Origin of the sequence: Burkholderia sp. Bp9090, from assembly GCF_003857985.1 — a bacterium.
In the GTDB taxonomy this organism is placed as follows: Bacteria; Pseudomonadota; Gammaproteobacteria; order Burkholderiales; family Burkholderiaceae; genus Burkholderia.
Window position 1 is genome coordinate 1 of the sequence record NZ_QTPV01000042.1, and the last position, 24,128, is coordinate 24,128.

General features: G+C 65.0%; 23 protein-coding genes and 2 tRNA genes. 19 read left to right on the forward strand and 6 right to left on the reverse strand.

Annotated features, from left to right (window positions below; all coding sequences use genetic code 11):
* Positions 1-279: 279 nt before the first annotated feature.
* A complete protein-coding gene (locus DIE16_RS28610; RefSeq protein WP_044846058.1) occupies positions 280-1,056 on the forward strand; it encodes an SDR family oxidoreductase in 777 nt (258 codons plus the stop codon).
* Positions 1,057-1,088: 32 nt separating this feature from the next.
* On the forward strand, positions 1,089-1,520 hold the full coding sequence (locus DIE16_RS28615) for a thioesterase family protein (protein ID WP_044846057.1): 432 nt from the start codon (positions 1,089-1,091) through the stop codon (positions 1,518-1,520).
* A 99-nt stretch (positions 1,521-1,619) separates the two neighbouring features.
* Here the strand turns inward: DIE16_RS28615 and DIE16_RS28620 are convergent, their stop codons facing one another.
* Positions 1,620-2,165, reverse strand: a complete 546-nt coding sequence (locus tag DIE16_RS28620; RefSeq protein ID WP_044846056.1) for a LuxR C-terminal-related transcriptional regulator — start codon at positions 2,163-2,165, stop codon at positions 1,620-1,622.
* A 223-nt stretch (positions 2,166-2,388) separates the two neighbouring features.
* On the opposite strand from DIE16_RS28620, the gene DIE16_RS28625 reads away from it, so the two are divergent.
* Positions 2,389-3,093: a CoA transferase subunit A gene (locus tag DIE16_RS28625; RefSeq protein WP_044846055.1), complete on the forward strand. Its 705-nt coding sequence runs from the start codon at positions 2,389-2,391 to the stop codon at positions 3,091-3,093.
* Position 3,094: 1 nt separating this feature from the next.
* Positions 3,095-3,736, forward strand: coding sequence for a CoA transferase subunit B (locus DIE16_RS28630; RefSeq protein WP_124488883.1), 642 nt, complete (start codon positions 3,095-3,097; stop codon positions 3,734-3,736).
* A gap of 96 nt (positions 3,737-3,832) precedes the next feature.
* Here DIE16_RS28630 and DIE16_RS28635 read toward each other — a convergent pair whose 3' ends face one another.
* The 3 genes from DIE16_RS28635 to DIE16_RS28645 are packed head-to-tail and all read right to left on the reverse strand — an operon-like array spanning position 3,833 to position 6,172.
* Positions 3,833-4,546, reverse strand: coding sequence for an SDR family oxidoreductase (locus tag DIE16_RS28635; protein WP_124522521.1), 714 nt, complete (start codon positions 4,544-4,546; stop codon positions 3,833-3,835).
* A gap of 46 nt (positions 4,547-4,592) precedes the next feature.
* Entirely contained in the window at positions 4,593-5,606 is a 1,014-nt protein-coding gene (locus DIE16_RS28640; RefSeq protein ID WP_124893866.1) for a polysaccharide deacetylase family protein, read from the reverse strand.
* Between the two features lie 11 nt (positions 5,607-5,617).
* Positions 5,618-6,172 (reverse strand): ester cyclase, encoded by a 555-nt coding sequence (locus DIE16_RS28645; protein WP_124893867.1) that lies wholly within the window; start codon positions 6,170-6,172, stop codon positions 5,618-5,620.
* Positions 6,173-6,310: 138 nt separating this feature from the next.
* Here DIE16_RS28645 and DIE16_RS28650 point away from each other — a divergent pair, with 138 nt between their 5' ends.
* The 13 genes from DIE16_RS28650 (at position 6,311) to DIE16_RS28715 (ending at position 19,281) form a co-directional block, all read left to right on the forward strand.
* Entirely contained in the window at positions 6,311-7,216 is a 906-nt protein-coding gene (locus DIE16_RS28650; protein ID WP_124488887.1) for a LysR family transcriptional regulator, read from the forward strand.
* Between the two features lie 132 nt (positions 7,217-7,348).
* Entirely contained in the window at positions 7,349-8,245 is an 897-nt protein-coding gene (locus tag DIE16_RS28655; RefSeq protein ID WP_124893868.1) for an alpha/beta fold hydrolase, read from the forward strand.
* Between the two features lie 81 nt (positions 8,246-8,326).
* Entirely contained in the window at positions 8,327-8,680 is a 354-nt protein-coding gene (locus tag DIE16_RS28660) for a RidA family protein (RefSeq protein WP_006758848.1), read from the forward strand.
* A 39-nt stretch (positions 8,681-8,719) separates the two neighbouring features.
* Positions 8,720-10,954 carry a bifunctional (p)ppGpp synthetase/guanosine-3',5'-bis(diphosphate) 3'-pyrophosphohydrolase gene (locus DIE16_RS28665; RefSeq protein WP_044846048.1) on the forward strand — a complete coding sequence of 745 codons (2,235 nt, stop codon included), beginning with the start codon at positions 8,720-8,722 and terminating at the stop codon, positions 10,952-10,954.
* A gap of 95 nt (positions 10,955-11,049) precedes the next feature.
* Positions 11,050-11,126, forward strand: a tRNA-Val gene (locus tag DIE16_RS28670).
* Between the two features lie 272 nt (positions 11,127-11,398).
* Positions 11,399-13,306 carry a threonine--tRNA ligase gene (thrS, locus tag DIE16_RS28680; RefSeq protein ID WP_124522527.1) on the forward strand — a complete coding sequence of 636 codons (1,908 nt, stop codon included), beginning with the start codon at positions 11,399-11,401 and terminating at the stop codon, positions 13,304-13,306.
* 49 nt (positions 13,307-13,355) lie between these two features.
* Positions 13,356-13,880, forward strand: a complete 525-nt coding sequence (infC, locus tag DIE16_RS28685) for a translation initiation factor IF-3 (protein WP_071734130.1) — start codon at positions 13,356-13,358, stop codon at positions 13,878-13,880.
* A 190-nt stretch (positions 13,881-14,070) separates the two neighbouring features.
* Complete coding sequence (gene rpmI / locus DIE16_RS28690) at positions 14,071-14,268, forward strand: 50S ribosomal protein L35 (protein ID WP_004191477.1); 198 nt, start codon at positions 14,071-14,073, stop codon at positions 14,266-14,268.
* A gap of 30 nt (positions 14,269-14,298) precedes the next feature.
* Positions 14,299-14,658 carry a 50S ribosomal protein L20 gene (rplT, locus tag DIE16_RS28695; protein ID WP_004192938.1) on the forward strand — a complete coding sequence of 120 codons (360 nt, stop codon included), beginning with the start codon at positions 14,299-14,301 and terminating at the stop codon, positions 14,656-14,658.
* Positions 14,659-14,807: 149 nt separating this feature from the next.
* A complete protein-coding gene (gene pheS, locus DIE16_RS28700) occupies positions 14,808-15,821 on the forward strand; it encodes a phenylalanine--tRNA ligase subunit alpha (protein ID WP_006753318.1) in 1,014 nt (337 codons plus the stop codon).
* Positions 15,822-15,917: 96 nt separating this feature from the next.
* Positions 15,918-18,347 (forward strand): phenylalanine--tRNA ligase subunit beta, encoded by a 2,430-nt coding sequence (pheT, locus tag DIE16_RS28705; protein ID WP_124893869.1) that lies wholly within the window; start codon positions 15,918-15,920, stop codon positions 18,345-18,347.
* Positions 18,348-18,419: 72 nt separating this feature from the next.
* The gene (locus DIE16_RS28710; RefSeq protein WP_006486093.1) at positions 18,420-18,806 is read left to right on the forward strand and encodes an integration host factor subunit alpha; all 387 of its coding nucleotides are present in this window, start codon (positions 18,420-18,422) and stop codon (positions 18,804-18,806) included.
* Positions 18,807-18,867: 61 nt separating this feature from the next.
* Positions 18,868-19,281, forward strand: a complete 414-nt coding sequence (locus DIE16_RS28715) for a MerR family transcriptional regulator (protein WP_124488891.1) — start codon at positions 18,868-18,870, stop codon at positions 19,279-19,281.
* An 82-nt stretch (positions 19,282-19,363) separates the two neighbouring features.
* On the opposite strand, the gene DIE16_RS28720 is transcribed toward DIE16_RS28715, so the two are convergent.
* Entirely contained in the window at positions 19,364-21,574 is a 2,211-nt protein-coding gene (locus DIE16_RS28720; RefSeq protein ID WP_124893870.1) for a hypothetical protein, read from the reverse strand.
* A gap of 351 nt (positions 21,575-21,925) precedes the next feature.
* Positions 21,926-22,786: a tyrosine-protein phosphatase gene (locus DIE16_RS28725; RefSeq protein WP_311769729.1), complete on the reverse strand. Its 861-nt coding sequence runs from the start codon at positions 22,784-22,786 to the stop codon at positions 21,926-21,928.
* 347 nt (positions 22,787-23,133) lie between these two features.
* On the opposite strand from DIE16_RS28725, the gene DIE16_RS28730 reads away from it, so the two are divergent.
* Both DIE16_RS28730 and DIE16_RS28735 read left to right on the forward strand, forming a co-directional pair.
* Entirely contained in the window at positions 23,134-23,847 is a 714-nt protein-coding gene (locus DIE16_RS28730) for a methyltransferase domain-containing protein (RefSeq protein ID WP_124488894.1), read from the forward strand.
* 172 nt (positions 23,848-24,019) lie between these two features.
* Positions 24,020-24,096 (forward strand) — tRNA-Pro (locus DIE16_RS28735).
* The last annotated feature ends 32 nt before the right edge of the window (positions 24,097-24,128 follow it).

A 24,128-nucleotide genomic window follows, 5' to 3' on the forward strand; every position in this document is an offset into this window, starting at 1 on the left:
ATCGCGGCCGACAGCCCGGCCGGGCCGCCGCCGACGATCACGACGTCGTATTCCATCGATTCGCGCGGGCCGTATTGCTCGATGAGGCTTGCGGGGGTCATTGGCGTTCCTCTAACCGTTAGAATGCTTTTATTCGGGAGCGTATTGTCTGCGAAACGAAACGCTTGCCGCAACAGCATGCGAATACATTAGCACGATCGTTCTATTTTATGTGCTAGGGTTATGCTGCGTGGGACAGGGCGCCCGCGGCGGCGAAACGACATCGAAAGGGGATGTGCAATGGGTCGATCGATCAATCTGGAAGGCAAGGTCGCGTTGGTCACGGGCGCATCGAGCGGCCTCGGGCAACGCTTTGCGCAGGTGCTGTCGCAGGCCGGCGCGAAGGTCGTGCTCGCGAGCCGCCGCGTCGAGCGCCTGAAGGAACTGCGCGCGGAGATCGAGGCGGCGGGCGGTGCCGCGCACGTGGTGTCGCTCGACGTCACCGACGTGCAGAGCATCAAGGCGGCCATCGCGCACGCGGAGACGGAAGCCGGCACGATCGACATCCTCGTGAACAATTCGGGCGTCTCGACGATGCAGAAGCTCGTCGACGTCACGCCGTCCGATTTCGAGTTCGTGTTCGACACCAATACGCGCGGCGCGTTTTTCGTCGCGCAGGAAGTCGCGAAGCGGATGATCATGCGCGCGAACGGCAACGGCAAACCGCCTTACCGGATCATCAACATCGCGTCGGTGGCGGGGCTGCGCGTGTTTCCGCAGATCGGGCTGTATGCGATGAGCAAGTCGGCGGTCGTGCAGATGACGCGCGCGATGGCGCTCGAATGGGGCCGCCACGGGATCAACGTCAACGCGATCTGTCCGGGCTATATCGATACCGAAATCAATCATTACCTGTGGGAAACCGAGCAGGGCCAGAAGCTGCAGTCGATGCTGCCGCGCCGGCGCGTCGGCAAGCCGCAGGATCTCGACGGGCTGTTGTTGTTGCTCGCGGCCGACGAGTCGCAGTTCATCAATGGCTCGATTATCTCCGCCGACGATGGCTTCGGCCTCGCCTGAGTGGATGACATTCAGCAACAAAGAAGACTGCAATGAGCGAATATTCCCCCGTATTTGAAATGTCGATGCCGATCCGCTGGGGCGACATGGATGCGTTCGGCCACGTGAACAACACGGTCTATTTCCGCTACATGGAACAGGCGCGGATCTCGTGGTTCGAGGAACTCGGCATCGCGGGCGGCAACGGCGAGGGGCAGGGGCCCGTGATCGTCACGGCGTCGATGGAGTTCCTGAAGCAACTGCACTATCCGGGCGACGTGATCGCGAAGATGTCGGCCGCGAAGCCGGGCCGCAGCAGCTTCGACACCGGTTTCGAGCTGACGCGCGCGGACGATCCGCAGCACGTGTATGCGCGCGGCAACGCGCGCTGCGTGTGGGTCGACTACGCGCTCGGCAAGTCGGTGCCGCTGCCGCAACTGCTGCGCGATACGATCGAGCGCGCGCTCGCGGCGCAGGTCGGCTGAGCGCGGCGGCGCCGAAGCCGGCGCCCGGTGTGTCGCCATTTCCCGATGATCTCCCGAATCGGCCGCTTCACGCGGCCGATTGCCATTCCGGGGCGCGTCTTACTGGCCGAGCAGGCGCTGCAGCAGCTCCGGCGTATTGTTCGTGCCGTACTTGCGCATCAGCCGCGCCCGATAGATGTCGACCGTGCGCGAACTGATGTCGAGCACGCGCCCGATCTGCTTGCTGGTCTTGCCGGTCGCGAGCTGCGCGGCGATCTCGCGTTCGCGCGGCGTCAGCTCGACGGCGACCCGGCGCGTCGCGCTCAGGTCCTCGAAGGTCCAGACGCCCGCCGCGAGCGGCGCGGTGCGGTCGAGCGCGCGGCCCGTCACGTGGCACCAGAACAGCTCGCCGTCGGCCCGTTTCATGATTCTGTCATCGGCGTAGGTGCCGTTCGCGATCATCACGCGCGAGATGCGCTCGCCGATGCGCTGGAATTCGTCCGGCGACGGATACAGCACCTCGTACGACTTGCCGATCAGATCGGCCCGTGCGCAGCGGAAGATCGCCGCGAGCGCGTCGTTGCAGTCCTCGATCACGCGGTCGCGCGACATCACGAGGCCGAGCGGCGCGAGGTGAAAGGCAGTCTGGTAATCGAGAGCGGGCATGGCGCGGGCAAGCGGAGGCAAATGCTTATGTATTTTTGCGTATTGTGCCGTATCGGCGTCACATCGTACCCTTTCAGGCATCTCGCGGCGGTTTGCCGCGATATAAAAACAGCGCGCCTCGACGCAGGTATCGCCGTGCATGCATAGAATGATGCGGCGGGCTTGCGGCCCAGTGGGCGCGTGAACCGGTTTTGCTGGTTTCCATAGAGGAAGGGACATACAGATGAACAAAGTCTATCCAAGCGCGGCCGCCGCGCTGGAAGGGATCGTCCGCGACGGACAGACCTTCGCGGTGGGCGGCTTCGGCCTGTGCGGGATTCCCGAGGCGCTGATCGCGGCGCTGCGCGATTCCGGCGTGAAGGGCATCACCTGCATCAGCAACAACGCAGGCGTCGACGGCTTCGGTCTCGGCCTGTTGCTGGAAACGCGCCAGATCCGGAAGATGATCTCGTCGTACGTCGGCGAGAACAAGGAGTTCGAGCGCCAGTACCTGGCCGGCGAACTCGAGCTCGAATTCACGCCGCAGGGCACGCTCGCCGAGAAGCTGCGCGCGGGCGGCGCCGGCATCCCCGCCTTTTTCACGAACACCGGCTACGGCACCGTGATCGCGGAAGGCAAGGAAACGCGCCAGTTCGGCGATCGCCACTACGTGCTCGAGCCGTCGCTGACGGCCGACGTCGCGCTGGTGAAGGCATGGAAGGCCGACAAGTCCGGCAACCTGATCTATCGCCGCACCGCGCGCAACTTCAATCCGATGTGCGCGATGGCGGGCAAGATCACCGTGGCGGAAGTCGAGGAGATCGTCGAGAACGGCGAACTCGATCCGGACCATGTCCACACGCCGGGGATCTTCGTGCAGCGCATCGTGCTGAACGCGACGCCCGAAAAACGCATCGAACAACGCGTCGTACGCGCGAAAGGAGACTGACATGGCCTGGAATCGTGACCAGATGGCCGCGCGCGCGGCGAAGGAACTGCAGGACGGCTTCTATGTGAACCTCGGCATCGGCCTGCCGACGCTCGTCGCGAACCACGTGCCGGAAGGCGTCGAAGTGTGGCTGCAGTCGGAGAACGGGCTGCTCGGCATCGGCCCGTCGCCGACCGAGGACGAGGTCGACGCCGACCTGATCAACGCCGGCAAGCAGACCGTCACGACGCTGCCGGGCTCGTCGATCTTCTCGTCGGCCGATTCGTTCGCGATGATTCGCGGCGGCCACATCAACCTCGCGATCCTCGGCGCGATGCAGGTCAGCAAGAAGGGTGACCTCGCGAACTGGATGATCCCGGGCAAGATGATCAAGGGGATGGGCGGCGCGATGGACCTCGTCGCGGGCGTGAAGCGCGTCGTCGTGCTGATGGAGCATGTCGCGAAGGGCGACCAGCACAAGATCCTCGACGAATGCAACCTGCCGCTGACGGGTGTCGGCGTGGTCGACCTGATCATCACCGATCTCGGCGTGATCGAAGTGACGCCGGCCGGCCTGAAGGTGCTCGAACTCGCCGACGGCGTAAGCGCGGAAGAGATCCAGGCAAAGACGGGCGCGCCGCTCGACGTGAGCGCGGTCGCGTAAGCGCCGGCCTTGCGTCTCGACGCTCGACGCCCCGCGTTCCCCTGTGGAACGCGGGGCGTTTTGTCATGACCGCATACGTCACCTGAATCACGCTAATCACGCGATCGCGCCGCCGCCGTCGATCAGCACCGTCGAGCCGGTTGCATAAGGTGTTGCCGCCAGATACACGATCGCATTCGCGACGTCCTCCGGCTGGCCCACGCGGCGTGCCGGGAGGCGCTGCGCGGCGCCCGCGTACATCGCGTCGCGCGCATCGGGGGCGAGCTTGTCCCACAGCGGCGTCGCGATCAGGCCCGGTGATACGGTATTCACCCGCACGGGCGACAGCTCGAGCGCAAGGCCGCGGGCGAGCGCCTCGAGTGCCGCGTTGATGGCCCCCTGCAGTACCGACGACGCGTTCGGTCGCACGCTTAGGTAGCCCGACACGAACGTCAGCGAACCGCCGGGTGCGATATCGATCGAGCGTGCGACGCGGTATGCGCCCCAGAACTTGCTGTCCATCGCGGCCTGCGCGTCGGCAAGCGGCAGCGCGCGGATCGGGCCTGTCGCTGTCTTCGCGGCCGAAATCACGACGTGGTCGAACTGGCCGGCGCGCGCGCAGAACGCATCGACGGCCGCCGTATCCGTGATGTCGAGCGCTTCGGTGCGTACTTGCGCGCCCGGCGCGGCATCTGCATCGACCCTGTCCGGGTTGCGCGATGCGATCGTCACGACAGCGCCGAGTCGTGCGAATGCGGTCGCGGCGGCGGCACCGATGCCGGAGCTGCCGCCGACGACGAGTACCTTCTTTCCGTGGAGTGAATCGTTCATGGTGGTCCTTCCGAGGTGAGGAGGTGAGCAGGTGAGCGCAATCCGGTCAGATCGTTTCGGCTTCGCGCAACGTCGACGGGCTGCGCAGGGCAAAGCGGGCGATGTCGTCCTTGCGCATGAAGGCAACGCCCGGATGCGATCGAGCGTAGTGCAGGAACGCGTCCCAGGCGCGGACCATCTGCGGCGTGCCGCTGATCCGGTCGTGCGCGCTGATCGACATCAATCGTCGCCGCTGGCCGGCTTCCGCGTACAACTGGTCGAAATCGAGCTTGATCTGCTCGAGAAACATCGTCGGCGAGTAATTGCGGCCTTCGATCAGCAGGATGTCGTTGTTGCGCAACGTGTATGGAACGACCGCGAAATCGCGGCCGTCGACGGTTTCGATGAAGGGCTCGTCGCGGCTGACGTCGTCGATGTGATACACGTAGCCGAGTTCCTGCAGCAGCGGCAGCGTGTGCGGTCCGCGCCGCAGCCAGTTGCAGTTGTAGCCGATCGGGCGCCGTCCCGTCGCCGCTTCGACCATGTCGCGGGCTTCGGTGAGGAAGCGGCGCTCGTCGTCGCGGCTCATCGCGAATTGCGACCGCCAGGTCGGGCCGTGCGCGGCCGCTTCGTGGCCGCGCGACACGATCTCGCGTGCCAGTTCGGGATGCCGGCGCACGGCTTCCCCGATCATGTGCGACGTGACCTTCACGCCATGCCGGTCCCACAGGTCGAGAAGACGCGGGATCCCTTCACGGTAGCCATATGCGAACCACGTGGCCGACGCGAGGTCGACCGGGACCGACGGTGGAAACTCGACGGACGGGAACGGGCTGTCCGCGCCCTTGGGCGGTTGTCCGCCGGCCTCGAACTGCATCGAGATCGAGATGACGAGCCGCGTCTTGTCCGGCCAGAACCCGCTGGCGTTCGTCCCGGCAGCATCCGATATCGGCGCGGCAGTTGCCGACCGGGAGGCGCCCGCGGCCATCGCGATGCCGGCGGCCGCCCCGGCGCCTGCTTGTGCAAGAAACTTGCGGCGCGCCGGACGCATCGCCGAAGAATCGTAGTCGCTGTCAGTCATCGTCCCCTCCGTCAGCCGACGAGCCCGAGCTGACGCATCAGCGTCAGGTTGTCCTCGATGTGCCAGTTTTCCGCTATCCGGCCTTGGACGATGCGGTAGATGTCGGTCGCGATGAAGTCGATCGCCTGTCCGCTTCCGGTCGTTCCGTTGAACGTGCCGGTGAAATGGCCGCGAAAGTGCAGGTGCACGACGACACGGTCGCCCGCCACGATCATCTGTTCGATGTCGCAATGCAGGTCCGGGATGGCCGTGCGCATCGTCCTGGACGCCGCGAGTGGCCCCGCTACGCCTTGTTGACGGCCGGCCGGCAACGTCCGGTCGACGAAATCGGCCGCGAGTGCAGCGCGGGCGAGGGTCGCATCACCGGTATCCCAGAACGTGCCGTAACGACGCGCGGCGAGGATCTGCGCGCGCGCCTGCGTAGCCGGCACGTCGGTCGCGACGGTCAGGCCGTGTGGGTCGAGAAGGTCGGCGGCGCGGGCCGCGACAGGCGACAGCGCGGCGACGCAGGCCGCCGCGGCGATGACGCGGGTGATCGGGCGCACGATCGAAGGAAGGATCGACATGGTTTCGGATGTCCTGTGAATGGCGTCGCGGGACGACGCGGAACAGGTATGGTAGGTTTCCGTTCTGAACACAAATACGGTCTAAAAGCGAATGGATTATTCGAAAAAAGGAAAGGGCGAGGCGAAGCGGGTGCCGCGATGCTGATCGACGATCTCCCGGCGCTCGATACCTTCGCGAGAATCGTGTCGGCCGGTAGCCTGTCCGCGGCGGCGCGCGAGCTGGACTTGTCGCTGTCCGTCGTCAGCAAGCGGCTCGCGCATCTCGAGTCGCAGCTCGGCGTGCGTCTGCTGCACCGGACGACGCGACAGCAGACGCTGACCGACGACGGTGCGCAGTTCCATGCGCAGGTGCTGCGCATCCTGGCCGAGGTCGATCGCGCCGAAACGCTGATGAGCGATCGTCGCGGCACGGTCAGCGGCGTGCTGCGCCTGACGGCGCCCGGCGAACTCGGCCGGCTGCGGATCGCGCCGCTCGTCGCCGCGTTTCAACGGCAACATCCGGAGTTGACTGTGCACCTGATGCTGACCGACGCGATCGTGGATCTGCTCGCGCAGGACATCGACGTTGCCGTGCGGATCGGCAGCCTCGCCGATTCGACGATGATCGCGCGCGAGCTGGCGCCGAATCATCGCGTGCTGTGCGCGTCGTCGAGCTATCTCGCCGTGCACGGGCTGCCGGCCCATCCCGCCGAGCTTCGCATGCACCGATGCATCGTGATGGGCGACCAGCCGCGTGCGGAGTGGCGGTTCGACGGTGTACAGGGCGCGGTTGCGGTCGAAGTGACGGCCGCGCTGCTGACGAACGACGGCGGTGCGGCTCGTACGTTGGCGCTGGAGGGCGCGGGCATCGCGCTGAAGTCGATCTGGGACGTCGGTGCCGACCTCGACGCGGGCCGGCTCGTCCGCGTGCTGCCGGCATTCGCCGCACCCGCGGCACCGCTTCATGCGGTCTATCCCGGCGGGCGTCACGTGCCGTTGCGCGTACGGGCATTCATCGACTTCCTGCGCGAGCAGTTGCGCGCCTCGTGGCGCCGCGGCGCGTGAGCCGGTGCGAACGATGCGCCGGATGACCGCAGGCGCGTGACGACCCGCCGTTAAGAAGCGGTTTACAATCGTTTGCATCGGGTGGTGCAAGCATTGCCCGCCGCACCGTCCACGTTCGACAGGATGCCAACGATGCCAACAACCTCAGCGAATCCTCCGGTTCCCCGTCAGCGACGCGTGCAGTGTGCGAGCGCCGCAGGCCTTCACCACGTCGCCTATACCGAATGGGGCGACCCCGCCAATCCGCGCGTGCTGCTCTGCGTGCACGGCCTGACCCGTTCGGGGCGCGACTTCGACCGGCTCGCCGCCGCGCTGTCCGATACGTATCGCGTCGTCTGCCCCGACGTCGTCGGGCGCGGGCGCTCCGACTGGCTCGCCGATCCGCTGCTTTATGCGATTCCGCAATACGTGGCCGACATGGTGACGCTGATCGCGCGGCTCGACGTCGAGTCGGTCGACTGGTTCGGCACGTCGATGGGCGGGCTGATTGGCATGGCGCTCGCGGGCCTGCCCGGTTCGCCGCTGCGCCGGATGATCGTCAACGACGTCGGCCCGCGCATCGAGCCCGATTCGCTGACGCGCATCGGCGAATACCTCGGCGTGCAGCCGCGCTTCGCGACGGAGCAGGAGGGCATCGACTATCTGACGTCGCTGTCGCTGCCGTTCGGCGCGTTGAGCGGCGACGAGTGGCGCGAGATCAATGGGCCGTTGCTGCGCGAGTTGCCCGACGGCGGCTGGACGATGCGCTACGATCCGCGCATCGCGGAGCCGTTCAAGGCGACGACGCCCGAACTGGCCGCGCTCGGCGAGGCCGCGCTGTGGCGCGCGATCGAGACCACCGATGCGTCGCTGCTGGTCGTGCGCGGCGAGCGTTCCGACCTGCTGTCGCGCGACACGGCGGCCGAGATGGTGCGGCGCGGCCGGCACGTGACGCAAGCCGAGATCCAGGACGCGGGCCATGCGCCGGCGTTCATCAGCGCCGACCAGATTGCGCTCGCCCGCCGGTTTTTCGTCGAAGGCGGCGCATAAACGCGTCATAATATGCGGTTCGGCGGCACGCGGGCCGTGTCGTCGCCGATACTTCACCCACTCACACGACCGGAACATTCCATGGCAGTCATTCGTCACCACGTCGGGGCCCGTCTCTCCGAAACCGCGATCCACAACGGTACCGTGTATCTGGCCGGCCAGATTGCCGAAGACACCACCCAGGACATCAAGGGCCAGACGCGCGAAGTGCTCGGCCACATCGACCGCCTGCTCGCCGAAGCGAACAGCGACAAGGCGCATCTGCTGTCGGTGCAGATCTACATTTCGGATCTCGCGAACTTCGAAGGCATGAATGCGGAGTGGGACGCGTGGGTCGCGCCCGGCAATACGCCGCCGCGCGCGACCGTCGAGGCGAAGCTCGCGGATCCGGCGCTGCTCGTCGAGATCGTCGTCGTCGCCGCGCAGCGGAGCTGAGCGAAGCATCACGATGACCGCAATACGCCAGGCCGTGCAATGACCGAGTCCGTTTCCGCTTCTTCCGTCGCGGCGCCGTCGTTCGACGACGTGCTCGCGTTCGTGCGCGAGCGGGCCGGCGACGCGCGCCTGTCGACGGGCGAGTTGCTCGCCGATCATTCGGCGGGCACGGCGTCGATCATGCGCACGCTGAACGTCGACCCGCACGCGATGCAGGCGGCTGCGCTGTTCGTGCTGACGCCGCACCTGAACGACCCGGAGCGGGAGTTGACCGAACGCTTCGGCGAAGAGGTTGCGCGGCTCGTATCCGACGTGCGCAAGCTGCTGCGGCTCGGCACCGTGAGCCTGCGCGCCGCGCAGAACGCGATGCCCGACGCCGGGCGCGACGCCGCGGAAGAGCGGCGCACGCAGATCGAGGCGCTGCGCAAGATGCTGCTCGCGTTCGCGCAGGACATCCGCGTGGTGCTGATCCGGCTGGCGTCGCGGCTGCAGTCGCTGCGCTACTACGCGGCGGCGAAGATCGACCCGCCGCCCGACGTCGCGCGCGAGACGCTCGAGATCTATGCGCCGCTCGCGAACCGTCTCGGTATCTGGCAACTGAAGTGGGAGCTCGAGGACCTCGCGTTCCGCTTCGAGGATCCGGTCACCTACAAGCGCATCGCCAAGCTGCTCGACGAAAAGCGCATCGAACGCGAGGCGTACGTCGCGCAGGCGATCGAGCGGCTGCAGCACGAACTGGCGGAAGCGCACATCCCGGCCGACGTGAGCGGTCGGCCGAAGCACATCTACAGCATCTGGCGCAAGATGCGCGGCAAGGAGCTCGACTTCTCCGAGCTGTACGACGTGCGCGCATTCCGCGTGATCGTGCCGGACATCAAGGATTGCTACGCGGTGCTCGGCATCGTGCATCACCTGTGGCAGCCGGTGCCGAAGGAATTCGACGATTACATCTCGCGCCCCAAGCCGAACGGCTACAAGTCGCTGCATACGGTCGTGATCGGCGACGACGGTCGCGCGTTCGAAGTACAGATCCGCACGCAGGAAATGCACCGCTTTGCGGAGTACGGCGTCGCCGCGCACTGGCGCTACAAGGAAGCGGGCGCGCGCGGCTATGGCGGCCAGTTCTCGGCGAGCGACAAGTACGACGAGAAGATCGCGTGGCTGCGCCAGCTGCTCGCATGGAAGGACGACGTCGAGGACGGCACCGAAGTCTCGGGCGACAAGGCGTGGGCGCAGCTGCGCGAGACGTCGCTCGACGACGACCATATCTACGTGCTGACGCCGCAGGCGCGCGTGATCGCGCTGCCGCAGGGCGCGACGCCGGTCGATTTCGCGTATCACCTGCACAGCGAGCTTGGCCATCGCTGCCGCGGCGCGCGCGTCGACGGCGTGATGGTGCCGCTGAACACGTCGCTCGCGAACGGCCAGACGGTCGAGATCGTCGCGGTGAAGGAGGGCGGGCCGTCGCGCGACTGGCTGAACCTGCAGCTCGGCTACCTGAAGAGCCCGCGCGCGCGACAGAAGGTGCGCGCGTGGTTCAACTCGATCGAGCAGGAAGAAAACATCGCGCATGGTCGCGCGCTCGTCGAAAAGACGCTGCAGCGCGAAGGCAAGACGTCGGTCAACCTCGACAATCTGGCCGCGAAGCTCGGCTTCAAGTCGCCCGATGAGTTGTTCTCGGTCGTCGGCAAGGAGGAATTCAGCCTGCGCAACGTCGAGCACGCGCTGTCCGATGCGCCGCCGCCCGACCATGCGCCCGAGGCGCCCGCCGATTTCGAGAAGCGCAGCAGCGGGGCGAGCGTCGCGCACGGCGCGTCGACCGGCGTGCTGGTGGTCGGTGTCGATGCGTTGCTGACGCAGCTTGCGCGCTGCTGCCGTCCGGCGCCGCCTGACCCGATCAGTGGTTTCGTGACGCGCGGCAAGGGGATGTCGATCCACCGCAGCGACTGCCCGACGTTCCGGCGGATGGCCGAGCGGGCGCCGGAGCGCGTACTGCAGACGACCTGGTCGGCCGACGTGCTGGGCGGCCGTGGCGTGTCCGTCTATCCGGTCGACCTGATGATCGAGGCGAGCGACAGGCAAGGCCTGCTGCGCGATATCTCTGAAGTGTTCGCGCGCGAGAAGATGAACGTGGTGGGCGTGAAGACGCAGAGCCGCCGCAACGCGGCATTCATGCAGTTCACGGTCGAGGTGTCGAATTCCGCGCAGGTGCAGCGGGCGTGCACGCTGCTCGGCGAAGTGCCGGGCGTCGTGCGGGCGGGGCGCAAGGCTTGATGTCCCTGTAATGGGGTTGGAGCCCGATCATTTTGCTGCGGCCGCATAAAACACTTGCCAAGTCTGCGTTGGCTCCATATAATCTTAGCTTCTCTAGGCTCGTAGCTCAGCTGGTTAGAGCACCACCTTGACATGGTGGGGGTCGTTGGTTCGAGTCCAATCGAGCCTACCAACGAATTGAGAATGCCCGGTTTTTCGGGTGTTCGATGCAGTAAATAACTCAACGCGAACAAGGCGAATACGGTTATGACACCGCGAACGTTGACCGAAACCTTTTCGGAGCGACGCTAGTCGAGGAACGTTTTCGCCCTTTCAGTTTGAGTGAAGTATCGAATGCGGCCCCTCGAAAGCGGGGCCGCATTTTTTTTGTCGCGAAATTTTCGCGCGTGACTTTGATATCGCGTGCTTGGTTTGCCGCCCACTGTCGGCATCACGGAGATTGCTATGGTTTCGATACGCTTGCCTGACGGCTCAGTTCGACAATACGAGCATCCGGTGACAGTTGCCGAGGTTGCGGCCTCGATCGGTCCCGGCCTTGCGAAGGCTGCGCTTGGTGGCAAGCTCGATGGCGAGCTGGTCGATACGTCCACGGTCATCGATCGCGACGCATCGCTCGCGATCGTCACGGACAAGGATGCCGACGGTCTCGACATCATTCGTCACTCGACCGCGCACTTGCTCGCCTATGCGGTGAAGGATCTGTATCCGGATGCGCAGGTGACGATCGGTCCGGTGATCGACAACGGCTTCTATTACGACTTCTCGTACAACCGCCCGTTTACGCCTGAAGATCTGGAAAAGATCGAAAAGCGCATGCAGGAACTCGCGAAGAAGGACGAGCCGGTGACGCGCCGCGTCGTGTCGCGCGACGAGGCGGCCGGCTATTTCCGCAGCCTCGGCGAGAAGTACAAGGCCGAGATCATCGAATCGATTCCGCAAAGTGACGAAATCAAGCTGTACTCGCACGGCGGCTTCACCGACCTCTGCCGCGGCCCGCACGTGCCGTCGACCGGCAAGCTGAAGGTCTTCAAGCTGATGAAGGTCGCGGGCGCGTACTGGCGCGGCGACTCGAAGAACGAGCAGTTGCAGCGCATCTACGGGACGGCCTGGACGAAGAAGGAAGACCAGGATCAATACCTGCACATGCTCGAGGAAGCGGAAAAGCGCGACCACCGCAAGCTCGGCAAGCAACTCGACCTGTTCCACATGCAGGAAGAGTCGCCGGGCATGGTGTTCTGGCATCCGAAGGGCTGGGCGCTGTGGCAGCAGGTCGAGCAGTACATGCGCCGCCGCGTGAACGAAGCCGGCTACCTCGAGATCAAGACGCCGATGATCATGGACCGCTCGCTGTGGGAAGCGTCGGGTCACTGGCAGAACTACCGCGAGAACATGTTCACGACGGAGTCGGAGAAGCGCGACTACGCGATCAAGCCGATGAACTGTCCGGGGCACGTCCAGGTGTTCAAGCACGGCCTGCGCTCGTACCGCGACCTGCCGCTGCGCTACGCGGAATTCGGTTCGTGCCATCGCAACGAGGCGTCGGGCGCGCTGCATGGCCTGATGCGCGTGCGCGGCTTCGTGCAGGACGATGCGCACATCTTCTGTACGGAAGACCAGTTCATCTCGGAATCGATCGCGTTCAACACGCTGGCCATGAGCGTGTACAAGGACTTCGGTTTCGATCACATCGACATCAAGCTGTCGCTGCGTCCCGAGCAGCGTGCGGGCACGGACGAGACGTGGGATCGCGCGGAGCAGGGTCTGCGCGACGCGCTGACGGCCTGCGGCCTCACGTGGGAAGAGTTGCCGGGTGAAGGTGCGTTCTACGGCCCGAAGATCGAGTACCACATCAAGGATGCACTCGGCCGTTCGTGGCAGTGCGGCACGCTGCAGCTCGACATGGTCCTGCCGGAGCGCCTCGGCGCCGAGTACGTTGCGGAAGACAACAGCCGCCGCCGGCCGGTGATGTTGCACCGCGCGATCGTCGGTTCGATGGAGCGTTTCCTCGGCATTTTGATCGAGCACCATGCTGGTGCAATGCCCGTCTGGCTCGCGCCGTTCCAGGCAATTGTGCTCAATATCGCCGAAAGTCAGGCCGAATATGCGCAGTCCCTGGCCCAATCGTTGCAAAAACAAGGGGTTAGAGTGGCGGCCGATTTGCGCAACGAGAAGATTAGCTATAAAATACGCGAGCACACGCTGGAAAAGGTGCCTTATCTCCTCGTCGTGGGCGATAAGGAGCGTGATGCGCAAACGGTAGCCGTGCGTGCCCGTGGCGGCGTCGATCTTGGCGTTATGCCGATCGAAGCCTTCGTTGAGCGTCTGCAGGAAGACCTGCGCTCGTTCAAGTAACCGCCCTGGCAGCGCGGCTCGTTTTTTTAATTTTTAGAGGAAACGTAACATCGCTACTGATAAGTCGTCGCACCGCATCAACGGTGAAATCACTGCGCCGGAAGTGCGTCTGGTCGGGATCGAGAACGAACCGCTCGGTATCGTAAAACTCGCTGATGCTTTCCGTAAATCGGAAGAACTGGATGTTGACCTGGTGGAAATCGCGCCGCAAGCGGTTCCGCCGGTTTGCCGTCTGATGGATTACGGCAAGTTCAAGTACCAGGAATCGAAGAAGCAGCACGAAGCGAAGCTGAAGCAAAAGGTCATCCAGGTGAAGGAAGTCAAATTCCGCCCGGGTACCGATGACGGTGACTACAACGTCAAGCTTCGCAATCTCGTGCGCTTCCTCGAAGAGGGCGACAAGACGAAGATCACGTTGCGTTTCCGCGGCCGCGAAATGGCTCACCAGGAGATCGGCATGCGGATGCTTGAGCGTCTGCGCACGGATCTCGAGGAAGTCGGCCAGGTCGAGCAGATGCCGAAGATGGAAGGGCGCCAGATGATCATGGTGCTCTCGCCGAAGAAAAAGAAGTAACGGGCCCGCGCGCCACGCGCGCAGGTTCGAAAGTGGTTCGGTGCGTGGCCCGGTCAGGGCGGCGCACCAACAATGACGGCGGCTGCGCAAGCGGTTCGCCGTACACAAGTGGACTGGGTTTCGAAGGGCGGGTCAAGGGCGCAAGCCAACCGCACACCCATCGCCATCAAATAAACTGGAGTTGTTCGTCATGCCTAAGATGAAGACCAAGAAGAGTGCTGCAAAGCGCTTCGTGGTGCGTCCGGGCGGTACCGTCAAGCGCGGTCAAGCCTTCAAGCGTCACATCCTGACCAAGAAAACCACGAAGAACAAGCGTCACCTGCGCGGCGCAACGGCAGTTCATGATTCCGATCTGAACTCCGTCCGCGCAATGCTGCCGTTCGCGTAACCCCTCAACTGATACTCCAAGGAGAGAAACATGCCTCGAGTCAAACGTGGGGTAACCGCACGGGCCCGCCACAAGAAGATCATCAACCTGGCCAAGGGTTATCGCGGCCGTCGCAATAACGTCTACCGCATCGCCAAGCAGGCGGTGATGCGCGCTGGTCAGTACGCGTACCGCGATCGCCGCAACAAGAAGCGTGTGTTCCGCGCACTGTGGATCACGCGTATCAACGCGGCGGTTCGCCAGCACGACATGACCTACAGCGTGTTCATCAACGGCCTGAAGAAGGCGTCGATCGAACTCGACCGTAAGGTCCTGGCCGACATGGCGGTGTTCGACAAGGCTGCTTTTGCTGCGATCGTCAAGCAGGTGAAAGCCGCCGTTGCAGCCTAATTGCGAAATTAGCACTGCGTGGTTAGTTGCAGCGACGTTCCGGTAGTCTCGGCCGCTGCAGCGAAAACGGGGCTCTTCCGAGCCCCTTTTTTGTTTGGTGGAGCAGTTTCGCTCGCCAAGACCGAATGACGTTGGAAATGATGGGATCTATGGATCTGGACCAGATTGTCGCCGACGCGCAGCAGTCCTTCGAACAGGCTGCCGACATCACCACGCTCGAAAACGAGAAAGCCCGCTTTCTCGGCAAGTCGGGTGCGCTGACCGAGTTGCTCAAGGGCCTCGGCAAGCTCGATCCCGAAGCACGCAAGACCGAAGGCGCACGCATCAACGTCGCGAAGCAGCAGGTTGAAGCCGCGCTGACCGCACGCCGCCAGGCGCTCGCCGACGCGCTGTTGAACCAGCGCCTCGCCGCCGAGGCGATCGACGTGACGCTGCCGGGCCGCGGCGCCGGCGCAGGCAGCCTGCACCCCGTGATGCGCACGTGGGAGCGCGTCGAACAGATTTTCCGCTCGATCGGCTTCGACGTGGCCGACGGTCCCGAAATCGAGACCGACTGGTACAACTTCACGTCGCTGAACAGCCCGGAGAACCATCCGGCGCGTTCGATGCAGGACACCTTCTACGTCGAAGGCAAGGATGCCGACGGCCGCCAGCTGCTGCTGCGCACGCACACGAGCCCGATGCAGGTGCGTTACGCGCGCATGAACCGCCCGCCGATCAAGGTGATCGCGCCGGGCCGCACGTATCGCGTCGACAGCGATGCGACCCACTCGCCGATGTTCAATCAGGTCGAGGGGCTGTGGATCGACGAGAACATCAGCTTCGCCGACCTCAAGGGCGTCTATACCGACTTCCTGAAGAAATTCTTCGAGCGCGACGACATCCTCGTGCGCTTCCGCCCGTCGTATTTCCCGTTCACGGAACCGTCGGCCGAGATCGACATGATGTTCGAGCACGGCAAGAACGCCGGCAAATGGCTCGAGATCTCGGGCTCGGGGCAGGTGCATCCGACCGTGATCCGCAACATGGGCCTCGATCCCGAGCGCTACATCGGCTTTGCGTTCGGCAGCGGCCTCGAGCGCCTGACGATGCTGCGCTACGGCGTGCAGGATCTCCGGCTGTTCTTCGAGAACGACCTGCGTTTCCTGCGCCAGTTCGCATAACGCACGCGCCGCGCCGACATGTGCCCGCGCATGCCCCGCCGGACGTTTCCGACGGGGGCCGGGCGCCGATCTAACCTGTTTCGAACGTAGACATCCATGCAATTCCCTGAATCCTGGTTGAGAACCTTTGTCGACCCGCAGCTGACGACCGACGAACTGTCGCACGCGCTGACGATGGCGGGGCTCGAAGTCGAATCGCTGAGCAAGGCTGCGCCGCCGACATCGAAGATCGTCGTCGGCCGCGTGCTCGAAGTCGTCAAGCATCCGGATGCGGACAAGCTCAATGTCTGCCAGGTCGACGCCGGCACCGGCGCGACGCTGAATATCGTGTGCGGCGCACCGAACGTGGCGCCCGGCATCAAGGTGCCGGTCGCGCTGGTCGGCGCGGAACTGCCACCGGCAGAAGAGGGCGGCAAGCCGTTCGCGATCAAGCTGTCGAAGCTGCGCGGCGTGGAGAGCCAGGGGATGCTGTGCTCGGCGCGCGAGCTGAAGCTGTCCGAGGACCACAGCGGCCTGCTGATCCTGCCGGAAGACACGCCGGTCGGCCAGGACATCCGCGATACGCTCAATCTCGACGACACGATCTTCGAAATCAAGCTGACGCCGAACAAGGCCGATTGCCTGTCGGTGTTCGGCATCGCGCGCGAGACGGCCGCGATCACCGGCGCGCCGCTGACACCGGTCGATATCCGTCCGGTGCGCGTCGAGCTCGACGAAACGCTGCCCGTGCGCATCGCTGCGCCCGATCTGTGCGGCCGCTTCTCGGGTCGCGTGATCCGCGGCGTGAACGCGCATGCGAAGACGCCGCAATGGATGGTCGAGCGCCTCGAGCGTTCGGGCCAGCGCAGCGTGTCGGCGCTCGTCGACATCTCGAACTACGTGATGTTCGAGCTCGGCCGTCCGTCGCACGTGTTCGATCTGGACAAGATCCACGGCGGCATCGAAGTGCGCTGGGGCAAGCGCGGCGAGTCGCTGAAGCTGCTGAACGGCAACACGGTCGAGCTCGACGAAACGGTCGGCGTGATTGCGGACGACCGTCAGGTCGAAAGCCTCGCGGGCATCATGGGCGGCGACAGCACGGCCGTCACGCTCGATACGACCAACATCTACCTGGAAGCCGCGTTCTGGTGGCCGGACAGCATCCGTGGCCGCGCGCGCAAGTACAACTTCTCGACCGATGCGGCCCATCGGTTCGAGCGCGGCGTCGACTACGCGACGACCGTCGAACACGTCGAGCGCATCACGCAGCTGATTCTCGAGATCTGCGGCGGCAAGGCCGGCCCGGTCGACGACCAGGCAGTGAACCTGCCGCAGCGTGCGCCGGTGAAGATGCGCGTATCGCGCGCGAACCGCATCATCGGCGTGAAGATCGACGCCGACGAGATCGCGAACATCTTCACGCGCCTGCGCCTGCCGTTCGAGCGTGACGACGACGCGTTCCTGGTCACGCCGCCGTCGCACCGCTTCGACATCGAGATCGAGGAAGACCTGATCGAGGAAGTGGCGCGCATTTACGGTTTCGAGAAGATTCCCGCGCGTCCGCCGGTCGCGACGAGCGAGATGCGCGCGACCAACGAGACGCGGCGCTCGATCCACGATATCCGTCATGCGCTCGCGGCGCGCGACTATGCGGAAACGGTCAACTTCAGCTTCGTCGATGCGGAGTGGGAGCACGACTTCGCCGGCAACGACAATCCGATCCGCCTGCTGAACCCGATCGCGAGCCAGCTGTCGGTGATGCGCACGACGCTGTTCGGCAGCCTGATCTCCGTGCTGCGCAACAACCTGAACCGTCGCGCGGATCGCGTGCGCGTGTTCGAGACGGGGCGCGTGTTCCTCACCGATCCGTCGGTGAAGGCCGGCGAGTTGACCGTCGAAGGCTACACGCAGCCGAAGCGTGTCGGCGCGCTCGCGTACGGCCCGGCAGTCGACGAGCAGTGGGGCGTCGCGACCCGCGCGGTCGATTTCTTCGACGTGAAGGGTGACCTCGAGGCACTGCTCGCGCCGGCCGCCGCGCGCTTCGTGAAGGCCGAGCATCCGGCCCTCCATCCGGGCCGCAGCGCACGCATCGAAGTGGATGGCCGCGCGGTCGGCTGGATCGGCGAGCTGCATCCGCGCCTGATGCAGAAGTACGAGCTGCCGCACGCGCCGGTGATGTTCGAAATCGACGCGGATGCGCTGATCGCGCGTGCACTGCCGGCGCCGACCGACGTGTCGAAATTCCCGCCGGTACGGCGCGATATCGCCGTTGTCGTCGATCAGGCGGTCGAGGTTCAGGCACTTTTCGACGAAATGAAGAAGGCGCTGGCCGAAGACGCCTGCCGATTCGTTCAGAAGGTTGTACTCTTCGACGAATTTCGTGCAAAATCAAATACTTCCGGTGGTCTTGCCGCGCACGAGAAGAGCCTTGCCTTCCGCGTGACGCTGCAGGATGCGGCTGGCACGCTACAGGACGAGGTCGTCGATCAGGCGATTCAGACGCTGGTCGAGCGGATGGCTCGTGCGGGTGCCCGCCTGCGCGGCTAAGGAGAGGGGCCGCCCGTTCGCGGGTGGCGCTTCCCCATCGTGAGTTTTGGTTTAACGCGCTGTATGGCAGATATGAACGACATGACCTCGAGTGAATTCGAAGCCCTCCTGACGGCGCAACGCAGCGCCATGAACCGCGACGCTTCGGCGCCGGCGTCCACCGAGACGCCGACGCTGACGAAAGCGGAGCTGGCGGAGCTGCTGTTCGACAGCGTCGGGCTGAACAAGCGTGAAGCGAAGGACATGGTCGAGGCGTTTTTCGAAGTGATCCGCGACGCGCTCGAAAACGGCGAAAGCGTCAAGCTGTCGGGGTTCGGCAACTTCCAGCTGCGCGACAAGCCGCAGCGTCCGGGCCGCAACCCGAAGACGGGCGAGGCGATTCCGATCGCGGCCCGCCGGGTGGTAACCTTCCACGCGAGCCAGAAGCTGAAGGCGCTGGTCGAAAACGGCGCGGAGTAACGCCCGCGCGTCGAAGTCTCCGCGCGGCCGCCGCGCATTCTTTACCGACGGTTAACCGACGATGACCACTACGGTTGAGAAAGTCGTCTTGCCTCCGATTCCCGCGAAGCGCTATTTCACGATCGGTGAAGTCAGCGAACTGTGCGGGGTCAAGCCGCACGTGCTGCGTTATTGGGAACAGGAATTCACGCAGTTGCGGCCGGTGAAGCGGCGTGGCAATCGCCGATACTATCAGCACCACGAAGTGCTGCTGATCCGGCGGATTCGCGAGTTGCTGTACGAACAGGGATTCACGATCAACGGGGCGCGCAACCGGCTCGATTCGCCGGGCGGCGAGCGCGCTGCCGCGGCGCCGGCCGAGCCCGATGTGCCGGCCGGCGACGTGCGAGTATCGGGCAAGCCGGGTGCAACGGTCGACGTGATCGCGTTGCGGCAGGCGCTCCTCGATGTGATCGACGGACTCAAGCACGACTGAGCGCAACGCTCGAATCAACAGGAAACCCGGTCGGTGATGCGCCGCCGGGTTTTTTCATGCACGCGGGCTCGTGCTCGGCGGGTCAGCGCGATGCGAGCGGGTTCGGCTTGCCCATGTCGACGACCAGCGTGCCGTCCGGCAGCATCCGCACCGAGCCCTGCGCGACCTGGCTGCGGTAGCCGTACAGGTCGAAACGCATCGGGCCGGCCTCGGCCGAGTTCCGGATCAGCGCGCGCACGTTCAGTTCGAGCACGTTGAACATCTTCATGTCGCCGCCTTCCATCCACATGTAGCTCGGCGCGTCGATCTGCGGCCGCTTCGTCGCGGGCGCGTCGGCGGCACGCCGGAAAGTGAGGCGCAGCCCGTCGCGTTCGACCGTCGCCTGGCCGAGCTTGCCGTTCAGCACCGGCGGCGGAAACACGGTGTACTGGTCGAGCACGAGCGTGTCGCCGCGCAGCTCCGCGCCGCGGCGCTGCAGCGGCGTCAGCGACGCGAGCTCGATGCCGAGCGAGCGCAGCAGCTTCGCCTGCGGGATGCCGAGCACCGATACCTGCGCCGGCTTGAACGCGAGGTGCCGGTCGTCGAGCACCGACAGCGTGCCCTTCATGTCGGTCGGCAGCCACACGCCGGGCACGTGATTCCAGAGCTTGATGCCGCCCTCGACGCGCAATTCCTGGCCATCCGCACTCAACTGCAGGTCGTTCAGCGAGCGCGGCGAGTAGTCGAGCAGGTAGTTGTTGAAGAGCGCCGACATCGCCTTCCACGATTCGACGACCGTCCCGCCGAGAATGCGGATGTCGTACTGGTTCGGATCGTCGAGATCGACCGGTTCGCCCGGGCGTTTCGCGATCAGCTGCACGTCGAGATCCTCGACATGGAAGCCGATGTCGCCGGACAGGTTGAAGTCGACGTTGTGCAGGTGGATCGTCGGGTTGCGGTTCGACACGTGCCGTTCGTTGAACGGGGCGGTCGACGAGCGCCGCATCGCGACTTTCTGCATGCCGGGTTGCGGTGCGCTGGCCGCGAGTGCAAACGCTTCCCAGTGCTGGCGCGAGTCGCGCAATGCGTTCTGCTGCGCGGCGAGGAAGCTGTCGTTCAGGCGAGCGGCCGCATTGCCGAGCGCGGCGCCGCTCGCGGGGCCCGCGTACGACGGCATCCGGATCGCCATCGCGCCGCTTTCGTCGAAATTGAAATAGCCGGCCGAAACCTGGTCGCGATAGTGGTACAGGTCGAACACGAAGTGCTGGTCGCGCTTCGTCGGATCGACCGGGCCGATCAGGATGTCGGCGTTCATCGGCATCGAGCGCATGAATTTCACGTCGCCGCCGCGGATGTACATCGCCTGTTGCGGCGCGTTCGCGGGGAGCGCGAAGCCGGCGTGCGAGCCGTCGTCGAGCGTCAGGTCGAGGCCGGCCGGTGTTACGCGCAGCGCGGCGATCCGGATCTTCAGCCGAGGCGGCGGCATCAGCTTGTCGACCGACATCACGAGGTCGTCGCCGGCGAGCCGCGCGATCGGTGTTTCCACCTTCAGCAGATCGGCCATCTTCACGTTGGCCGCGCGCATGACCGGCTGCGCGTTGATGCCCGACACGCGCACGCCGGTCGGATGGAATACGAGCTGGCTGCCGTCGCGGATCGCGAGCGTGCCGGTCAGCGAGAACGGCACCCAGCCGTCGCGCTGCATCTCGCCTTGCAGATGGATCACGCCGTCGCCGGCCGATACGGCGAGCTTGCGCAGCGGCGCGTTGCGGTAACCGAAGATGTAAGTGTCGAAGAGCGCGGTCAGCTTTGCGTTGTCGAGCGTGACCGCGCCTTCGTGTACGTCGATCTCGAAGCTCGTCGGGTCGTCGAACACGATGGGGGCGCCGGCCTGCGTCGGCACGAGCGTCGCGGACAGTTGATGGATGAAGAAGCCGAGGTTGTTGACGATGCGGAAATCGACGTCGCGCAGGAACGTCATCGCGCCGTTCTGGCCCGAGTCGCGCAGCGTGAACGGGCGCGGCTGCGTGAGGTTGATCGACGCGAGCGACGGCACCGTGCGGGCGACCTGCTGTTCGTGAGCGAGGCGTTCGGCTTTGGCGCGCTCGATCTTCGTCGATGCGACCGACGCGTTGCCGTCGCGCTGCGCGGCCGGTTCCGCGCAGCCGGTGCAGAGCAGCGCGAGCGCAAGCGCACCGCAGCCGAATGCGCGAGCGGTGCCGTGTGAAACCGGGGCGGCCGCGCGTCGCAGGCCGGCCATCCAGTCGAAACTTGCCAAGGGCGTGCGATGGCCGCGCCGGACCGAATTCCGCATCGTCTGTCTCCATGTCTTGTCGTGACCGGCGAGGGCGCGCGATCGATGCGCGGCGCAGTCGTCGATGCCGTGCAGTGTGGCATAGCGCGCTAGAGCGGCGTTACCAAACAGCGGGCGTGCGGGCAACACCGGTCGGCGCACGACAGGGCAAAGGATTCGCGGCGTCGGGGCGGCAATATCAAACGGTCGTTTGGTTTTGCGGTCGAGGGGCGGCGCGCATTGCGCCGGATCGGCAAACCCGGCGGCGTGGGTTGACGCCGGGTTTCGTGCCGGATGAAGGCCGTGTCCGGTCCGGGCGCGGCGGCAGTGCGATGACAGCCGCGCTGTCGCCAGCGCCGCCTGCGTGATCGGTCAGACCAGCATGCGCTGCCGGATCGCATTCTGCGTCGACGCGTCGAGCTGCAGGCCGTTCTCGATGTATGACGTCATCGAGCCATACGACGCGACGACCTGATCGAACGCCGCCTGCAGATAGGCGGCTTGCGCGCCTTGCAGCGCGGCCATCATGTCGGCCGCATCCTGCCCGCCGCGCTTCTGCGCCTGCGCGACATAGGCGGCGATTTCCGACGCGCTGTAGACGTTGGTCAGCAGATAGTCGGCGAGAATCGTCTGTGGGCGGACACCGAGGATCGTGTGCAGGATGGCCGTCGCCCAGCCGGTGCGATCCTTGCCGGCCGTGCAGTGGAAGACCAGATTGCCGCCGGACGACGCGAAGCCGGCAAACAACGCGTGGTAGCTCGTGCGTGCGGTTTCCGACGTCACGAACGCCCGATACATGCTCATCATGAAGGCCGTGGCCGTCGCGCCGCTGGTCGGCAGCGGGCCGAGATTGGCGGCGCCGAGCACGTTGAGGTTCTGCCAAATGGCGCCAGCCAACGGTACATCCGGCTGCGCTTGGATCTCGGAGGTCGTGCGCAGGTCGCACACCTGCGTGATGCCGAGCGTATCGACCGTTGCGACGTCGGCCGCGGACAACGTGAGCGCGGACGACCGGTAGATCACGCCTTTTTTCATCGCTGCGCCGCTCGGGGTGGCATAGCCCGTTCCGTCCGGTCCTGCGGTATCACGAAAGTTCGCTACCGAGGCGAGCCTGGGCGTCGTGACGGGGGCAATCGCGATCGAATCGCCGCCGCACGCGGACAGAAGCGACGCGCTTCCCAGCGCGATGCCGAACGTGCCGGCGCCCAGCCGGAGAAAGTGTCGTCGGGAAATTTCGTTTTTCTGATGCATTCACTGACCTTTGTCGGAGACTGTCACGGGAAGTTGCGACCGCCGTTGCGATCGAAGTCGCTGCCGGCCCGGCGCGCCGCGCGGCTACGCGCAGATCTGCGATCTCGATCGGCCTGCAGTCGGACGATGCGCCGGGCGCGTCGATCTCGCGCCGGGTAAGCGCACGGTAGCGATCCGCGGCGAAACGGCCATCGTCCTTTTCGACTAGGAGGCGATGCGGGCGCGGTGCAATTCGCGCAACTTGCGATGCGTGCGACGGCTGCGGCGCGGTAAGATCGGCGTCAGTAGCTTGATGATCGAAGCATGGTGGCCGACACGGGGGAGGCGTCATGGATCTGAAGGAACTCGACGTATTGGGAGCGGACGTCGGCGATCACTGGTACTACGCGTCGAAGGCGAGCGCGATTCGCCGGTTCCTGGGCGCGGCGGATGCAAACCGGATACTCGATGTCGGCGCGGGCTCGGGTTTCTTTTCGAAACATTTGCTCGAGCGCACGCAGGCGACGGAAGCGTGGTGTGTCGACACGAGCTACGCCGACGATACCGACGGCGAGGCGGCAGGCAAGCCCGTCCATTTTCGCCGCGCCGTCAATCGGCTCGATGCCGATCTCGTGTTGCTGATGGACGTGCTCGAGCACGTCGATGACGATGTCGGGCTGCTTGCACAATATGTGGCCGGCGTGCCGAAGGGCAGCCGCTTCCTGATCACCGTTCCCGCGTTTCAGTTCCTCTGGAGCGCGCACGACGACTTTCTCGAACACAAGCGCAGGTATACGCTCGACGGCCTCGAAGACGTCGTGCGCCGTGCGGGGCTCGAGGTCGAGCGCGGCGCTTACTACTTCGGCTTCACGTTTCCGCTCGCGGCGGCATTGCGACTGAGCGAGCGAGCGCGTCGCCAGCCACGCGAACCCGCGTCGCAACTGCGTCGACACAATCCGGTAGTCAATGGTTTGCTCAAGCTGATCTGCCGCGCCGAGTTGCCGATGTTCCGGTTCAACCGGTTGGCGGGGCTCACGGTGATCTGTGTCGCGCGCAGCGCGTGAGCGTCCGGCGGATCGCGTGGACGGACGACGGACCGGCGGGGCGTCATGTGCGTCGCCGTTCGTGTCGAATCGGTCACGCCACGTGCGCCACAAAAAATTTCGGCAGGAACATGCACAAAATGCATGCGACCCGTTCTAAACCGGCCAACTCTCTGTTATAATTTTTTTCTTTCGGGGCGTAGCGCAGCCTGGTAGCGTACCTGCATGGGGTGCAGGTGGTCGGAGGTTCAAATCCTCTCGCCCCGACCAGGAAAATCAAGGACTTACGGTGAAAGCCGTAA